At 63.6% G+C, this 13,546-nt stretch carries 13 protein-coding genes; 7 read left to right on the plus strand and 6 right to left on the minus strand.

Translation table 11 applies throughout. The features are described from left to right. The first annotated feature begins 213 nt into the window (after positions 1–213). The 7 genes from kdpF (at position 214) to AC1RZR_RS10780 (ending at position 8,463) form a co-directional block, all read left to right on the plus strand. The gene (kdpF, locus tag AC1RZR_RS10750) at positions 214–303 is read left to right on the plus strand and encodes a K(+)-transporting ATPase subunit F (RefSeq protein ID WP_081609884.1); all 90 of its coding nucleotides are present in this window, start codon (positions 214–216) and stop codon (positions 301–303) included. 20 nt (positions 304–323) lie between these two features. Further along, positions 324–2,027: a potassium-transporting ATPase subunit KdpA gene (gene kdpA, locus AC1RZR_RS10755; RefSeq protein ID WP_481828490.1), complete on the plus strand. Its 1,704-nt coding sequence runs from the start codon at positions 324–326 to the stop codon at positions 2,025–2,027. Positions 2,028–2,046: 19 nt separating this feature from the next. Beyond that, entirely contained in the window at positions 2,047–2,256 is a 210-nt protein-coding gene (locus AC1RZR_RS10760; protein ID WP_477277800.1) for a hypothetical protein, read from the plus strand. After that, a complete protein-coding gene (gene kdpB, locus AC1RZR_RS10765) occupies positions 2,253–4,346 on the plus strand; it encodes a potassium-transporting ATPase subunit KdpB (RefSeq protein ID WP_481828491.1) in 2,094 nt (697 codons plus the stop codon). The genes AC1RZR_RS10760 and kdpB overlap by 4 nt, the downstream gene beginning before the upstream one ends. 74 nt (positions 4,347–4,420) lie before the next feature. Continuing rightward, the gene (kdpC, locus tag AC1RZR_RS10770; RefSeq protein WP_481828492.1) at positions 4,421–4,984 is read left to right on the plus strand and encodes a potassium-transporting ATPase subunit KdpC; all 564 of its coding nucleotides are present in this window, start codon (positions 4,421–4,423) and stop codon (positions 4,982–4,984) included. Between the two features lie 57 nt (positions 4,985–5,041). Further along, entirely contained in the window at positions 5,042–7,774 is a 2,733-nt protein-coding gene (locus tag AC1RZR_RS10775) for a DUF4118 domain-containing protein (RefSeq protein WP_481828493.1), read from the plus strand. Then, complete coding sequence (locus AC1RZR_RS10780) at positions 7,771–8,463, plus strand: response regulator transcription factor (RefSeq protein ID WP_481828494.1); 693 nt, start codon at positions 7,771–7,773, stop codon at positions 8,461–8,463. Before AC1RZR_RS10775 ends, AC1RZR_RS10780 begins: the two co-directional genes overlap by 4 nt. Before the next feature lie 25 nt (positions 8,464–8,488). Here the strand turns inward: AC1RZR_RS10780 and AC1RZR_RS10785 are convergent, their stop codons facing one another. From AC1RZR_RS10785 to AC1RZR_RS10810, 6 genes are all read right to left on the minus strand, one after another. Continuing rightward, on the minus strand, positions 8,489–9,925 hold the full coding sequence (locus AC1RZR_RS10785; protein ID WP_477277790.1) for an MFS transporter: 1,437 nt from the start codon (positions 9,923–9,925) through the stop codon (positions 8,489–8,491). 202 nt (positions 9,926–10,127) lie between these two features. Further along, positions 10,128–10,610 (minus strand): DUF992 domain-containing protein, encoded by a 483-nt coding sequence (locus AC1RZR_RS10790; protein WP_477277788.1) that lies wholly within the window; start codon positions 10,608–10,610, stop codon positions 10,128–10,130. Between the two features lie 211 nt (positions 10,611–10,821). Next, positions 10,822–11,298, minus strand: a complete 477-nt coding sequence (locus AC1RZR_RS10795; RefSeq protein ID WP_379102835.1) for a DUF992 domain-containing protein — start codon at positions 11,296–11,298, stop codon at positions 10,822–10,824. A gap of 288 nt (positions 11,299–11,586) precedes the next feature. Next, positions 11,587–12,438, minus strand: coding sequence for a tetratricopeptide repeat protein (locus AC1RZR_RS10800; protein WP_477277786.1), 852 nt, complete (start codon positions 12,436–12,438; stop codon positions 11,587–11,589). Between the two features lie 193 nt (positions 12,439–12,631). Continuing rightward, entirely contained in the window at positions 12,632–12,910 is a 279-nt protein-coding gene (gene rpsU / locus AC1RZR_RS10805; protein ID WP_023810129.1) for a 30S ribosomal protein S21, read from the minus strand. Positions 12,911–13,088: 178 nt separating this feature from the next. Further along, positions 13,089–13,475 carry an SET domain-containing protein gene (locus tag AC1RZR_RS10810; RefSeq protein WP_477277782.1) on the minus strand — a complete coding sequence of 129 codons (387 nt, stop codon included), beginning with the start codon at positions 13,473–13,475 and terminating at the stop codon, positions 13,089–13,091. Positions 13,476–13,546 lie beyond the last annotated feature (71 nt).

A 13,546-nucleotide genomic window follows, 5' to 3' on the forward strand; every position in this document is an offset into this window, starting at 1 on the left:
CATATTCCCCTCAAGAAAACACATCCGGTGCCGCCAAAAATGCGACGGGCCGTTTTCAGGGTATTGCGACCCGTTCGAAGGCGCAAAGTACTAAGCGGATACAAGGAACAAGCACAATGGACATCATTGTTCTCGGGACAGGGGTTTTGTTTTTTGCCCTGTTCTTCGTCTACGTCAAAGCCTGCGACAGAATTTGAGCCGAAGGGTCGAACCATGCTTGTCGATTACATCCTCGGTGGTGGCGTGACATTGTTCCTGCTCGCCTACCTGACCTACGCGCTCGTTCGTCCAGAACGCTTCTGAAGGCACGGAAAGCCAAAGCCATGACACTTAACGGTTGGATACAGATCCTGGTCTTCTGCGGGATCGTCGTTTTGCTGGTGAAGCCGCTCGGCGGCTACATGCACCGCGTCTTCAACGGCGACCGCACGCTGCTTTCGCCAGTCTTCGGCCCGCTCGAGCGTGGGCTCTATCGCATTTCCGGAACCAGCGAACGCGAGGAACAGCACTGGACCACCTATGCTGTGGCTCTGCTGCTGTTCAACTTTGCCGGCTTCTTGGTGCTTTACGTCCTCCAGCGCCTGCAAGGCAGCTTGCCCTACAATCCGGCCGGCATGACCGCGGTCGAGCCGGGGCTGGCCTTCAACACCGCTGCCAGCTTCATGAGCAACACCAACTGGCAGAACTACGGCGGCGAGAGCACGATGTCCTATCTCGTGCAGATGGCCGGCCTGACGGTGCAGAATTTTGTTTCGGCGGCCACCGGCATCGCCATCGCCATTGCCTTGATCCGCGGCTTTGCCCGTGCCTCCGGCAAGTCGATCGGCAATTTCTGGGTCGATATGACCCGCTCGACGCTTTATCTGCTGTTGCCGCTCTGCATCGTGCTGACGCTGGTCTATGTCTGGCTCGGCATGCCGCAGACGCTTGGCGCCTATGTCAACGCCACGACGCTCGAAGGCGCGCAGCAGACCATCGCCGTCGGCCCGGTCGCGTCGCAGGTTGCCATCAAGATGCTCGGCACCAATGGCGGCGGCTTCTTCAACGCCAATGCGGCACATCCCTTCGAGAACCCCGACGCCATCTCCAACCTGATCCAGATGGTGACGATCTTCGCCATCGGCGCTGCGTTGACCAATGTCTTCGGCCGCATGATCGGCAACCAGCGCCAGGGCTGGGCGATCCTGTCCGCCATGGGCGTCATGTTCATCGCCGGCGTCATCGTCTGCTATTGGGCGGAAGCCGCCGGCAATCCGCTGGTGCATGCACTGGGCATCGACGGCGGCAATATGGAAGGCAAGGAATCGCGCTTCGGCATCGCCTTGTCGGCCTTGTTCGCCGTCATCACGACGGCCGCTTCCTGCGGCGCCGTCAACGCCATGCACGGTTCCTTCACCGCGCTCGGCGGCATGATCCCGATCATCAACATGCAGCTTGGCGAAGTCATCGTCGGCGGTGTCGGCGCCGGCCTCTACGGCATCCTGATGTATATCGTCGTCGCCGTCTTCGTCGCCGGCCTGATGGTCGGCCGCACACCCGAGTATCTCGGCAAGAAGATCGAGGCCAAGGAGGTCAAGATGGCGATGCTGGCCATCCTTTGCCTGCCGCTGGCGATGCTGATCTTCACGGCCATCGCGGTCGTGCTGCCGACCGGCGTGGCGTCGATGGGCAATGCCGGCCCGCACGGGTTCTCGGAGGTTCTCTACGCCTATACTTCGGCTGCGGCGAACAACGGTTCGGCCTTCGGCGGCCTCAGCGGCGACACGCCCTGGTACAACATCACCATCGGCATCGGCATGCTGATGGGCCGCTTCCTGGTCATCATCCCGGCGCTGGCCATCGCCGGCTCGCTGGTGGCGAAGAAAACGGTGCCGGCCTCCGCCGGCACCTTCCCGACCGATGGCCCGCTGTTCGTCGGGCTGCTGGTCGGCGTCATCCTGATCGTCGGCGGTCTCACCTTCTTCCCGGCGCTCGCCGTCGGGCCGATCATCGAGCACCTGGCGATGATCCACGGGCAAACATTCTGATACGGCCTGGATCAAAGCATTGTCCTGGTTCAACACCACGCGTCGCAAGGCTCGGCCCAAAGCCGACAATGAGGGGGAGGCATCTCCCCCTCCCTTCCCGAGCGTCTCCACATTCCTGGGCATTGCGGCAGTCATGATCGTGATCTGGCTGCTGGTCTACGGGCCACCTTTTTCGGCATCCGATCGCTCGGTGCCATCCAACAACACCGAAGCCGGAGCTTCAAAATGAGCCACTCAAAATCAGCGAGCATCATGGATGCCCGCATCCTCTTGCCCGCCATCGGCGGCGCGTTCCGCAAGCTTGACCCGCGTACCCTGGCCAGGAACCCGGTGATGTTCGTCGTCGCCGTCGTCTCGGCGCTCACCACCGTGCTGTTCGTCAAGGACCTGGTGACCGGCGGCGGCAATCTCGGTTTCGCGCTGCAGATCATCATCTGGCTGTGGTTCACCGTGCTGTTCGCCAATTTCGCCGAAGCCGTTGCCGAAGGCCGAGGCAAGGCGCAGGCCGATTCGCTGCGCAAGGCGCGCACCGAAACCCAGGCCAAGCTTTTAACCGGTGAAGACCGCACGAAATACAAACTCGTGCCCGGCACCAGCCTCAAGGTCGGCGATGCCGTGCTGGTCGAGGCCGGCGACATCATCCCGTCCGACGGCGAGGTGGTCGAAGGCGTCGCTTCCGTCAACGAAGCGGCGATAACGGGCGAATCCGCACCGGTCATCCGCGAATCCGGCGGCGACCGGTCGGCGGTCACCGGCGGCACGCAGGTGCTGTCCGACTGGATCCGCGTGCGCATCACCGCCGCCTCCGGCCACACCTTCCTCGACCGCATGATCTCACTGGTCGAAGGCGCGGAACGCCAGAAGACGCCAAACGAGATCGCGCTCAACATCCTGCTCGTCGGCATGACGCTGATCTTCGTTCTGGCCACGGCGACGATCCCGAGCTTCGCCTCCTATTCGGGTGGCTACATCCCGGTGACCGTTCTGGTCGCCCTGTTCGTGACCCTGATCCCGACGACGATCGGTGCGCTGCTGTCGGCCATCGGCATCGCCGGCATGGACCGCCTGGTGCGCTTCAACGTGCTGGCGATGTCGGGCCGCGCCGTCGAGGCCGCGGGCGACGTCGACACGCTGCTGCTCGACAAGACCGGCACGATCACGCTCGGCAACCGACAGGCGACCGAGTTCCGCCCGGTCAAGGGCGTCACCGAGCAGGAGCTGGCCGACGCGGCGCAACTGGCCTCGCTCGCCGACGAAACGCCGGAAGGCCGTTCGATCGTCGTGCTGGCCAAGGAGAAATACGCCATCCGCGCCCGCGACATGGCAACGTTGCACGCCACCTTCGTACCGTTCACCGCGCAGACCCGCATGAGCGGCGTCGATATCGACGGCTCCTCGGTGCGCAAGGGCGCGGTAGATTCCGTGCTTGCCCATGTCAGCCAGTCGACGGTCGCAGCCCACGCCACGCGGCCCGGCAGCGATACCGTCAGGGACCTCCAGGCGATCGCCGACGAGATCGCCAAGTCGGGCGGCACGCCGCTGGCGGTCGAGCGCGACGGTCGCCTGCTTGGCGTCGTCCACCTCAAGGATATCGTCAAGGGCGGCATCAGGGAGCGCTTCGCCGAACTGCGCAAGATGGGCATCCGTACGGTGATGATCACCGGCGACAACCCGATGACGGCGGCGGCCATCGCCGCGGAAGCCGGCGTCGACGACTTCCTCGCCCAGGCGACGCCCGAGGACAAGCTCAAGCTGATCCGCGACGAACAGGCCAAGGGCAAGCTGGTCGCCATGTGCGGCGACGGCACCAACGATGCGCCGGCCCTGGCCCAGGCCGATGTCGGTGTCGCCATGAACACCGGCACGGTCGCCGCGCGCGAGGCCGGCAACATGGTCGACCTCGACAGCGATCCGACCAAGCTGATCGAGATCGTCGAGATCGGCAAGGCGCTGCTGATGACGCGCGGCTCGCTGACGACGTTCTCCATCGCCAACGACGTGGCCAAGTATTTCGCCATCATCCCGGCGATGTTCGCTGCCTTCTACATCGCGCCAGGGCAAACCACCGGCCCGTTGCAGGCATTAAACGTCATGCATCTGGCGACGCCGCAGAGCGCCATCCTGTCGGCCATCATCTTCAACGCGCTGATCATCATCGCGCTGATCCCGCTGTCGCTGAAAGGCGTCAAATATCGTGCCATCGGCGCCGGCGCGCTGCTCAGCCGCAACCTGCTCGTCTACGGCCTCGGCGGCATCATCGTCCCCTTCGTCGGCATCAAGGCGATCGACATGATCGTCACCGCCCTCGGCCTCGCTTAACTCTTTGTTTTAACGCAATTCCGGACGGAAAACCGTTTCACACTTTTCCTGGAATTGCTCTGAGGAATATGCCCATGCTCACCCAGATAAGACCCGCGATCATCATGATCGTCTTCTTCACGGTGCTGACCGGCCTGATCTATCCGATCGGCATGACCGGCGTCGCGCAGGCGCTGTTCCCGCGTCAGGCCAATGGCAGCCTGATCGAAAAGGACGGCAAGGTCATCGGCTCCGAACTGATCGGCCAGGGCTTCGCCAGCGACCGTTACTTCCACGGCCGCCCCTCGGCTGCCGGCGACGGCTATAACGCAGCCGCCTCCGGCGGCTCGAATCTCGGCCCGACCAACCCCAAGCTGATCGACCGCATCAAGGGCGATGCGGAGAAGCTGAAGGCGGAGAATCCGAACCAGCCCGTGCCGATGGACCTGGTGACGACGTCCGGCAGCGGCCTCGATCCTGATATCAGCCCCGAAGCAGCTTATTTCCAGGTTGCCCGTGTGGCCAAGGCCAGGGGAATCGATGAAGCCAAGGTCAAGGCGCTTGTCGAAGGCCAGGTCGAGGACAGGGAACTCGGCTTCATGGGAGAACCGGTGGTCAACGTGCTCGGCCTCAACCTTGCTCTCGACGCCACGAAATAGTGAATGGTGGGGTCCGGGGATCGACAGGGTCCCCGGCGCCATCCATGATCGATGCAGATGCCGGACGACAGCCGCAACGAAACCAGACCTTCTCCCGACGCGCTGCTGGATCATGCCGAGCGGGAGGCGCGCGGCCGCCTGAGGATATTCCTGGGTGCGGCGCCCGGCGTCGGCAAGACCTACGAGATGCTGATGTCGGGCCGCGCCAGGCTGGCCGACGGCGTGGACGTGGTGATCGGCGTCGTCGAGACGCATGGCCGCAAGGAAACACTGGCCCTGGTCGAGGGCTATGAGGTCATTCCCCGCCGCAAGGTCGACTACAAGGGCCGCATTCTCGACGAGATGGATATCGACGCCATCCTCGCCCGGCGCCCAGCGTTGATTCTCGTCGACGAACTCGCCCATACCAACGCGCCCGGCAGCCGCCACCCCAAGCGCTATCTCGACGTCCAGGAGATCCTGACGCAAGGCATCGACGTCTACACGACGCTCAACATCCAGCATGTCGAAAGCCTGAACGATGTCGTCGCCCAGATCACCAAGGTCAGGGTCCGCGAGACGGTTCCCGATTCCATCATCGACCAGGCCGACGATGTCGAGATCATCGATCTCACCCCCGACGACCTGATCAAGCGGCTCGAGGAAGGCAAAGTCTATTTCCCCAACACCGCACAGCGGGCGATCGAGAACTATTTCTCGCCGGGCAATCTGACGGCGCTGAGGGAACTGGCACTGCGCCGCACCGCCCAGCGCGTCGACGACCAGTTGCTGATCCATATGCAGGCCCATGCAATTCCTGGACCGTGGGCCGCCGGGGAAAGGGTCCTCGTCTGCCTCGACGCGCGCCCGGGAGGATCGGCCCGCGTGCGCTATGCACGCAGGCTGGCCGACCGGCTCCGCGCCCCGTGGACAGCGCTGCATGTCGACAGCACCCGCTCGGCCAGCATGCCCGAAGAGGACAAGGACCGGCTCGCGACGAACCTGCGCCTCGCCCAACAACTTGGTGCCGAGGTGACGACCATTCCGGGTCAGAACGTGGCGCAGGACATCGTGCGTTACGCGACGGCGAACAATTTTACCCATATCGTGGTCGGCAGGCCGACCCGGTCGCGCTGGCGCGAATTGATCGAAGGCTCGCTCACCTATGATCTCATCCGCAATGCCGGTGACATCAGCGTCCATGTCATTTCGGGAAACGAACGCAACACCGAGACGGCGTCGAGGAACGTCAGGGCGGCTGACGAGCAGTGGCAGTTCCAGATCTGGCCCTATCTCAAGGCCACGGCCTATGTCATGGGCTCGCTCGCCTTCGCCGTCCTGCTCGACCAGTTTCTCGACGTTCGCAACCTCGCCATCATCTTTCTCATCGGGGTGCTGGCATCGGCGGTGACCGGCGGTCTGTGGCCGGCTCTGTACGCCTGTCTGCTCAGCGCCCTTGCGTTCAACTATTTTTTCCTGGAGCCGCGCTACACGCTGACGATCCGGGATCCGGAGAGCATTGTTGCGCTCGGCGTCTTCCTGGTGGTCGCCGTCATTGCCAGCAATCTGACGGTGCGCGTGCAGCGTCAGGCGATCGCCGCCCGCTCACGGGCGCGGGCTACGGAGGACATCTACCTCTTCTCAAAGAAGCTCGCCGGTGCCGGCACGCTCGACGACGTTCTCTGGGCCACCGCTTTCCAGATCGCCTCAATGCTGAAGCTGCGGGTCGTGCTGCTGCTGCCGGAAGACGGAACGATCACCGTCAAGGCCGGCTATCCGCCCGACGACACGCTGGCCGAGGCCGACATCGCAGCCGCCCGTTGGGCCTGGGAGCACAACCGAGCCGCGGGGCGCGGCGCCGACACGCTTCCGGGCGCCAAGCGCCTTTATCTTCCCTTGCGGACCGGGCGCACGGCCATCGGCGTCGTCGGCCTCGACAACGACAAGCAGGGCCCGCTGCTGACGCCCGAGCAGCAGCGCCTGCTCGATGCGCTGGTCGACCAGGCGGCGGTCGCCATCGAGCGCATCCAGCTTGTCGCCGACGTCGACCGCGCCAAGCTCGCCGCCGAGGCGGACAGGCTGCGCTCGGCCCTTCTCACCTCCATCTCGCATGATCTGAAGACGCCGCTCGCCGCCATCATGGGTGCCGCCGGCACGCTGAGGGAATTCGCGCCGGCACTTCCCGAACAGGACCGGGCGGAGCTCTTGACGACCGTGCTCGACGAATCCGAGCGCCTGAACCGCTTCATCGCCAATCTGCTCGACATGACCAAAATCGAGTCCGGCGCGATGGAGCCGAACTACGCTTTCCACTATGTCGGCGACGTCGTCGGCTCCGCGCTGCAGAGAGCCAGGAAAATCATCAGCGAGCACAAGACCGAGATCGACATCCCCCGGGATCTGCCGATGTTGAAGGTCGACCCGGTCCTGTTCGAGCAGGCGCTGTTCAATCTTCTCGACAATGCCGCGAAATACGCGCCGCCCGGCTCGACAATCCGGGTGCAGGGCTGGACCGACAATGGGTCCGTCATCCTGCAGATCATGGATGAGGGGCCGGGGATTCCCCCCGGCGATCTGGAACGGATTTTCGACACGTTCTATCGGGTGCGCAAGCGCGATCAGGTCCGCGCCGGCACCGGGCTTGGGCTGTCGATCTGCCGTGGCTTCATCGAGGCGATGGGTGGCACGATCTCGGCGGCAAACCGAACCGACCATTCGGGCGCGGTTTTCACCATCAAGATGCCGAAGCCGGCGAATCCGCCCGACCTCGACGCCTCGACGGACGACGACGATGTGAGTGACTTGGCATGACAAACTCGAACGTCAGGATACTGGTTGTCGATGACGAGCCGCCGATCCGCAAGCTGCTGCGCGTCGGTCTCGGCAGCCAGGGCTACGCGATCAGCGAGGCGCCGAACGCCAGGGTGGCGATCGAGCTGATGGAGGCGGAGAAGCCGGACCTCGTCCTGCTCGACCTCGGCCTGCCCGGCATGAGCGGCCATGAACTGTTGCGCAAATGGCGTGACGACGGTCTCGACATTCCGGTGGTCATCCTTTCCAGCCGCACCGACGAGGCCGGCATCGTCCAGGCTCTGGAACTTGGTGCCGATGACTATGTCACCAAGCCGTTCGGCATGAACGAGCTGGTGGCACGCATCCGCGTGGCGCTGCGCCACAAGTTCCAGCAGCAGGGCGAGAAGCCGGTGTTCCACACCGGCGACCTGTCCGTCGATCTGGTCAAACGCATCGTCAAGGTCGAAGGCAAGGACGTAAAACTGTCGCCGAAGGAATACGACATCCTGCGCATCCTGGTGCAGCACGCCGGCAAGGTGCTGACCCATCATTTCCTTTTGAAGCAGGTCTGGGGCGATTCGACCGACGTGCAGTATCTCAGGGTCTATGTCCGGCAGCTCAGGCAGAAGATCGAGAAGACCCCGGACCAGCCGCGCTACATCACCACCGAGACGGGTGTCGGCTATCGCCTGCGCGAGGTCGAGTAGAGCGAGGGCCGTTCGACTTGACGCTCTAACCAACAGCCTCCTGCAGACGGTTAGCCGTCGACGATGCCCACAAGGCAGCCAGACAGCCGACAACGCCGAGCGGCACGAAGGCGAGGAACAGCCAGGACGCGACATTCGCCGCCGCGTCATGGTTCAATCCTTCCGAAAAGCCGCTGGCATTGGCAACGATGCCGGCAAGAGCGGCACCCACGGCATAACCAATGCGCTGCATAGTCGGCACCGCCGCCGAGGCGATGGTCTGCTCGCCTTCCGGGGCGGAGGCGACGATGACGCGCGTCAAAAACGGCCAGGCGATGCCGAAGCCGCCGCCTTGCAACAGGGCGCAGATCAGGATCAGCGGAATGGAGCCCAGCGGTATCGTGTAGGCAAAGCCGGCGATGCCTGCCGCGATCATCACCGCGCCGCCAATGATGATTAGCCGCTCGCGTTGCGGTGGCGCATTGGCGACCAGGATCGACAGGATCGACCAGGCGATCGATTCGGCAGCGATGATGTAGCCGGTGGTGAGCAGCGGGATGTCGTGCAGGCTGGTCAGCAGCAGGGGTCCATAGACGCCGAAGGAACAGGTCGCCACCGAAAAGGCGGCGACCATGGTCATGCCGGCGCCGACCGGCGTGCGCCACGAGAACAGCCGTGCCGGAAAAAGCCGGGAGCGCGGCTTCAGCGCGTCGATGTAGAAGAACAGCACCAGGCCGATAAGGCCGAGGACCATCAGCAGCGAGGAACGCAGCAAGGCGATGTCGACGCCGGCCGAGGCGATCAGCACCACGGCGACGGCTAGGCAGCCCAGTGCCGTGAACGGGAAGGGCGGTGGCTTGCCCGCGCTGGTGACGGGTTGCGTCGCCTCCGGTGTGTTGAGCACGATGAAGCTTGCCAGCGCCATGGCGGTGCCGCCGAAGGTGAAGATGCCGAAGGCCCAGCGCCACGAAAAAAGCTCGGTCATGATCGCGCCGAGCATCGGGCCGCTGAAGGCGGCAACGCCCCAGATCGCCGACATGATGCCGAAAAGCTGCGGCCAGATGGCGCGCGAGAACAGCCGCTCGACCGAGACGAAGGCCAGCGACACCAGGGCGCCGCCGCCAAGCCCCTCGATCAGGCGGCCGGCAAGGAACAATTGCATGGAAGGCGAGGCGGCGCAGATCAGCGCCCCGGCGGCATAGAGGAGGGCCGCAACCACCATGTTGGTGCGCAGCGGGACATAACTCACCAGCCGTCCGGCCGCCGCGCCGGCAACGATGGCGCCGAGTTCATAGATCGCCAGCGACCAGCCGACGAGCTGCACCCCGGCCAGTTCGCCGACCATGGCCGGCATCACCGTCGCCACCATCGTCTCGTTGGTGGCGTGCAGCAGGATGCCGAGGCTGATGAAGCAGAAACGCGCCAGGTCGCCGCTCGCCCACAAAGCTCGCCAGTCGACCCTGTTTGTGCTGATTTCGGTCATTTCCACCCCTTGCCTTCCATATCTCGATGCCAGCGCATGGCGCCAGAAGCCAGTGTGGGTTTCCGGCAGGACCATGCGCAGGCAGGAGCGTGCATTGCGCCACATCGATGGCGCTGCTGCAGCCGGGGCAGGCTTGTAAAACCTCAACCGGGGTTGAGCTCAAGCGAATTTTTTCGGGATATTACGGCAGGTGCCCGAGCGATCAATTCTCGGTGCTGCGCAACTGGAACTGGCTGACGCCGATCGCGAGGTTGATGCCGGTCTGCGTCTGCAGGCTGAGCGGTTGCAACGTGAAGGCCTGCGAGGAGCCGCCGACCAGCAGATTGGCACCGGCGCCGACAGTGGCGGTCACCTCCGCGCTGGCGCCGAGATAGTCTCCGGCCAGCGCACCCGGCGCGTAGATGTTCTTCAGTGGCGACAGCACGATCCATTGCATCACCGTCTGCTTGGTGGTGCCGATGTCGAGGCCGTATTTGTTGACGGCGCCAAAATAGGCTTCCGGCGCGAAGCTCTTGTCGGCGGGGTTGAAGGTGCAGCTCAGATCCTTGCTCGAGCCGAAGATGAAGCCGGTGCCGCCGCCGATGGCGCAATCCAGCACGCCGAGTTCGACGCCCCTGTCCTGCGCATGCGCCGTCCCGGCAAGCGCGGTGGCGAGGATGGCAGCAGCGATGGCTGTCTTGAGCATGGCGGTCCCCCCGAACGGCTCATCATTTCACGGAAACGCAGAACCGCTCTGTCTCTTTTGTTTGATGCAAAATCATACGGCGCGGAACACCCTATCCGGTTCCGCGCCGCAGGTAGAGAGACCTTGGAGCGACGTACGTCGATTCGGACGTACAAAGCTCGCTGTCACGTTGAAACGGAGCCTTCAGCCCGGAGCTGAAAGGCTCCTGCACTCACTTGAACGAGTGAATAAGCTCGAGCGAGGTCACGGCGACCGCGAGGTTGACGCCGGTCTGTGCCTGCACGCTGAGCGGCTCCAGCATGAAGGCGCTGCCGAAGCCACCGACCAGCAGATTGGCGCCGCCGCCGGTCACCACGCTGGCCTCTGCGTTGACGCCGTAATAGCCGCCGGCGAGATCGCCAGCCTCACGGTCGCGCGTCGCCGCCAGCACGGCCCAGACCAGCTGGCCCTGATGCGTCTGGCCGAGATCGACGCCGATCTTGGAGATGACGCCAGTATAGTGCTCAGAAGGCCCGTGATGATAGGGACGGAAGGTGCAGTCGACGCCCTTGTTGGAGGCGACGATGTAAGCGGTGCCGCCGTCGATGGTGCAGTCGAGCGTGCCGAGCTGCAGCTTGCCGGCGCTGGCAGGGGCGACGGCGAACACCGTCGTTGCGAGGGCAGCGGCGCAGGCGAGTTTCTTGATCATGGGAGGTCCTTTCGCAAATTGCCTGGGGTAACGGCTTGGGTGGCCAGACCGTTCCCCCGAAAACTTGGCGCGAACAAGGCACGGGTCAGAACCTTGCTGCAGGGGTTAACGCACGGTTGCTGGATTGACGGGTTTGAGGCGCCGTGCGCCCTTTTGGGCGCACAACGGGCAGCGCTTTGAGTCGCGCCTAATGCACGTCACTCAAAAGTGGCCCCGGTTTTGAGGCTATGACATGCATAGAACCATAGACTCAAAGCGCGTCGCATGAATCCGCTTCGACGCGGCGCTTTAAGTCGCACCGCTGACGCGGGCGAGGCCATCCTTGGCCGGCTGGTAGGTCGGATCAAGATGCACGGCTTCGCGGTAGGATTTCCCGGCCTTGACCTTGTCGCCGCGCCGCTCGTAGATCAGCGCCTGATTGGCCCAGGCCTCGGCGTTCTTGCCGTCGAGCTTGATCGCCATGTTGAAGTCGGCGAAGGCGTTGTCTTCGTCGTTGGTAGCCAGATAGGAAAGGCCGCGGCCGTTGTAGGGCTCGGCGGCGTCCGGCGCCAGCGAGATGGCGGTCGAGAAATCCTCGATGGCGAACTTGTGCTGGCCCTGGCTCTGATAGATCAGGCCGCGATTGTGGTAAGCGCGAGCATCGGTCGTGTCGAGCTGGATTGCCTTCTGGAAGTCGTTGAAGGCGTCCTGGGTGCGACCCGCCTTGCGGTAGAGATTGCCGCGGCCGATATAGGCGGCGTCATAATTGGTATTGATCTGGATCGAACGGTTGTAGTCGTCGAGCGCGGCCTTCTGATTGCCGAGGAAGCGCTGGATGAGCGCGCGGTTCGAATAGGCCTGGAAGAAATTCGGGTTGAGCTCGATGGCGGTGTTGAAATCCTTGAGCGCCGCCTGGTACTGGCCGCCCCGGCCATAAGCGGAGCCGCGCACATTGTAGCCTTCGGGATCCTGGGGATTGCGCTGGATCACTGCCGACAGCGAGGAAATGTTCTCGGTCGACCCCTGCGCCTTGTCGATGTTGTTGAATTCGCCTGTAGGGCCGGCCGTCTGGCAGCCGGCAAGCGCCAGCCCGGAAAGCAGGGCGGCCGTCAGGGCGAAACCGCGCAATGGGGTTCTGCGCTCCACGCTGATTGCGTTCATGTCTGCCCTGTCCTCACTTCAGCCGCGTCACTCAGGTCCGGGTCCCCCCTCCGGGCCGGGTCAAAAATTGTCGCAAATTGTTAGAGCGCCCTTTGTGCATCCGGGTGGGCGCACGCTGCTCTAAACAAAAAGGTGGCGGCGATTCCGCATCGCGCCACCTCTAGTATCCTTCGAAAAGGACGAAAAATTGGCGTTAGAACCGCGGCGGACGCGGAGCACCACCTGCACCGCCGGCGGCGCCAGCAGCAACCGGACGCGGCGTCATCGGCAGCAGGCCTTCGCGCTGGGCACGCTTGCGGGCCAGCTTGCGGGCGCGGCGGACGGCTTCGGCCTTTTCACGGGCGCGCTTCTCGGAAGGCTTCTCGTAATGTCCGCGCATCTTCATTTCGCGGAAAATGCCTTCGCGCTGCATCTTCTTCTTGAGAGCGCGAAGCGCCTGATCAACGTTATTGTCGCGGACGAGTACCTGCACGGGCAATCCTGTCTTTCGGGTTTGATATCAACAGGCAAGCGGCCATAGCCACAAGCCTCCGCGGCGATTTACACCACGAATTGTGGCGGCTGATAGCAGAATCAGGCCGCGCTGTCCACAGCCGAAATGAAGATCAGCGGCCAAACCGCAGCCGGTTTGCCGCAAGGCAAGGAGCCGACTACGCTGTGGCGAGGTGCAGCCGCTCGAAATCCTCGAAGAACTCGCCGTAGTCGCAGGTGATCTCCTCGCCGGCCGCTATGTCGCGCGTCGCGGTCGCGCCGCCATACTGCGAAAAATCCGTATTTGGCCGTTCTGCGTGATTCATGAAGCGCCCATTGTCGACTTCATAGACCATGAAGCCTGGCCGGTCCGGGCTTGGATAGGCGTAGCGGTCGAGCAATTCCCTGAGATGCGGCGATGCTGCCTTGTACTTCTCCATCGGGATCAACCGGTCGAAATCCGGATCCAGCCGCCAGATCGAGGCGCCCTTCCTGATCGGCTCGGCGGCGAACACGCCAACGCCCTCGATTGCGCTCGCAGCCACATAGGTTCTGATCAGCATCATGGTTCCAGGACCCGTTTTGGCGTTTCGACACGAAACGGCATCGCCAAATCGCGGCGAAAAAGCAAGACCGG

This window comes from Mesorhizobium bavaricum, from assembly GCF_056781655.1.

What these genes read in the sequence shown, in the direction of transcription:
- kdpC (WP_481828492.1), top strand. Translation starts at nt 4,421, where the DNA reads ATGCTCACCCAGATAAGACCCGCGATCATCATGATCGTCTTCTTCACG.
- kdpF (WP_081609884.1), top strand. Translation starts at nt 214, where the DNA reads ATGCTTGTCGATTACATCCTCGGTGGTGGCGTGACATTGTTCCTGCTC.
- AC1RZR_RS10785 (WP_477277790.1), bottom strand. Translation starts at nt 9,925, where the DNA reads ATGACCGAAATCAGCACAAACAGGGTCGACTGGCGAGCTTTGTGGGCG.
- AC1RZR_RS10810 (WP_477277782.1), bottom strand. Translation starts at nt 13,475, where the DNA reads ATGATGCTGATCAGAACCTATGTGGCTGCGAGCGCAATCGAGGGCGTT.
- AC1RZR_RS10790 (WP_477277788.1), bottom strand. Translation starts at nt 10,610, where the DNA reads ATGCTCAAGACAGCCATCGCTGCTGCCATCCTCGCCACCGCGCTTGCC.
- AC1RZR_RS10795 (WP_379102835.1), bottom strand. Translation starts at nt 11,298, where the DNA reads ATGATCAAGAAACTCGCCTGCGCCGCTGCCCTCGCAACGACGGTGTTC.
- AC1RZR_RS10780 (WP_481828494.1), top strand. Translation starts at nt 7,771, where the DNA reads ATGACAAACTCGAACGTCAGGATACTGGTTGTCGATGACGAGCCGCCG.
- kdpA (WP_481828490.1), top strand. Translation starts at nt 324, where the DNA reads ATGACACTTAACGGTTGGATACAGATCCTGGTCTTCTGCGGGATCGTC.
- AC1RZR_RS10800 (WP_477277786.1), bottom strand. Translation starts at nt 12,438, where the DNA reads ATGAACGCAATCAGCGTGGAGCGCAGAACCCCATTGCGCGGTTTCGCC.
- AC1RZR_RS10775 (WP_481828493.1), top strand. Translation starts at nt 5,042, where the DNA reads ATGCCGGACGACAGCCGCAACGAAACCAGACCTTCTCCCGACGCGCTG.
- kdpB (WP_481828491.1), top strand. Translation starts at nt 2,253, where the DNA reads ATGAGCCACTCAAAATCAGCGAGCATCATGGATGCCCGCATCCTCTTG.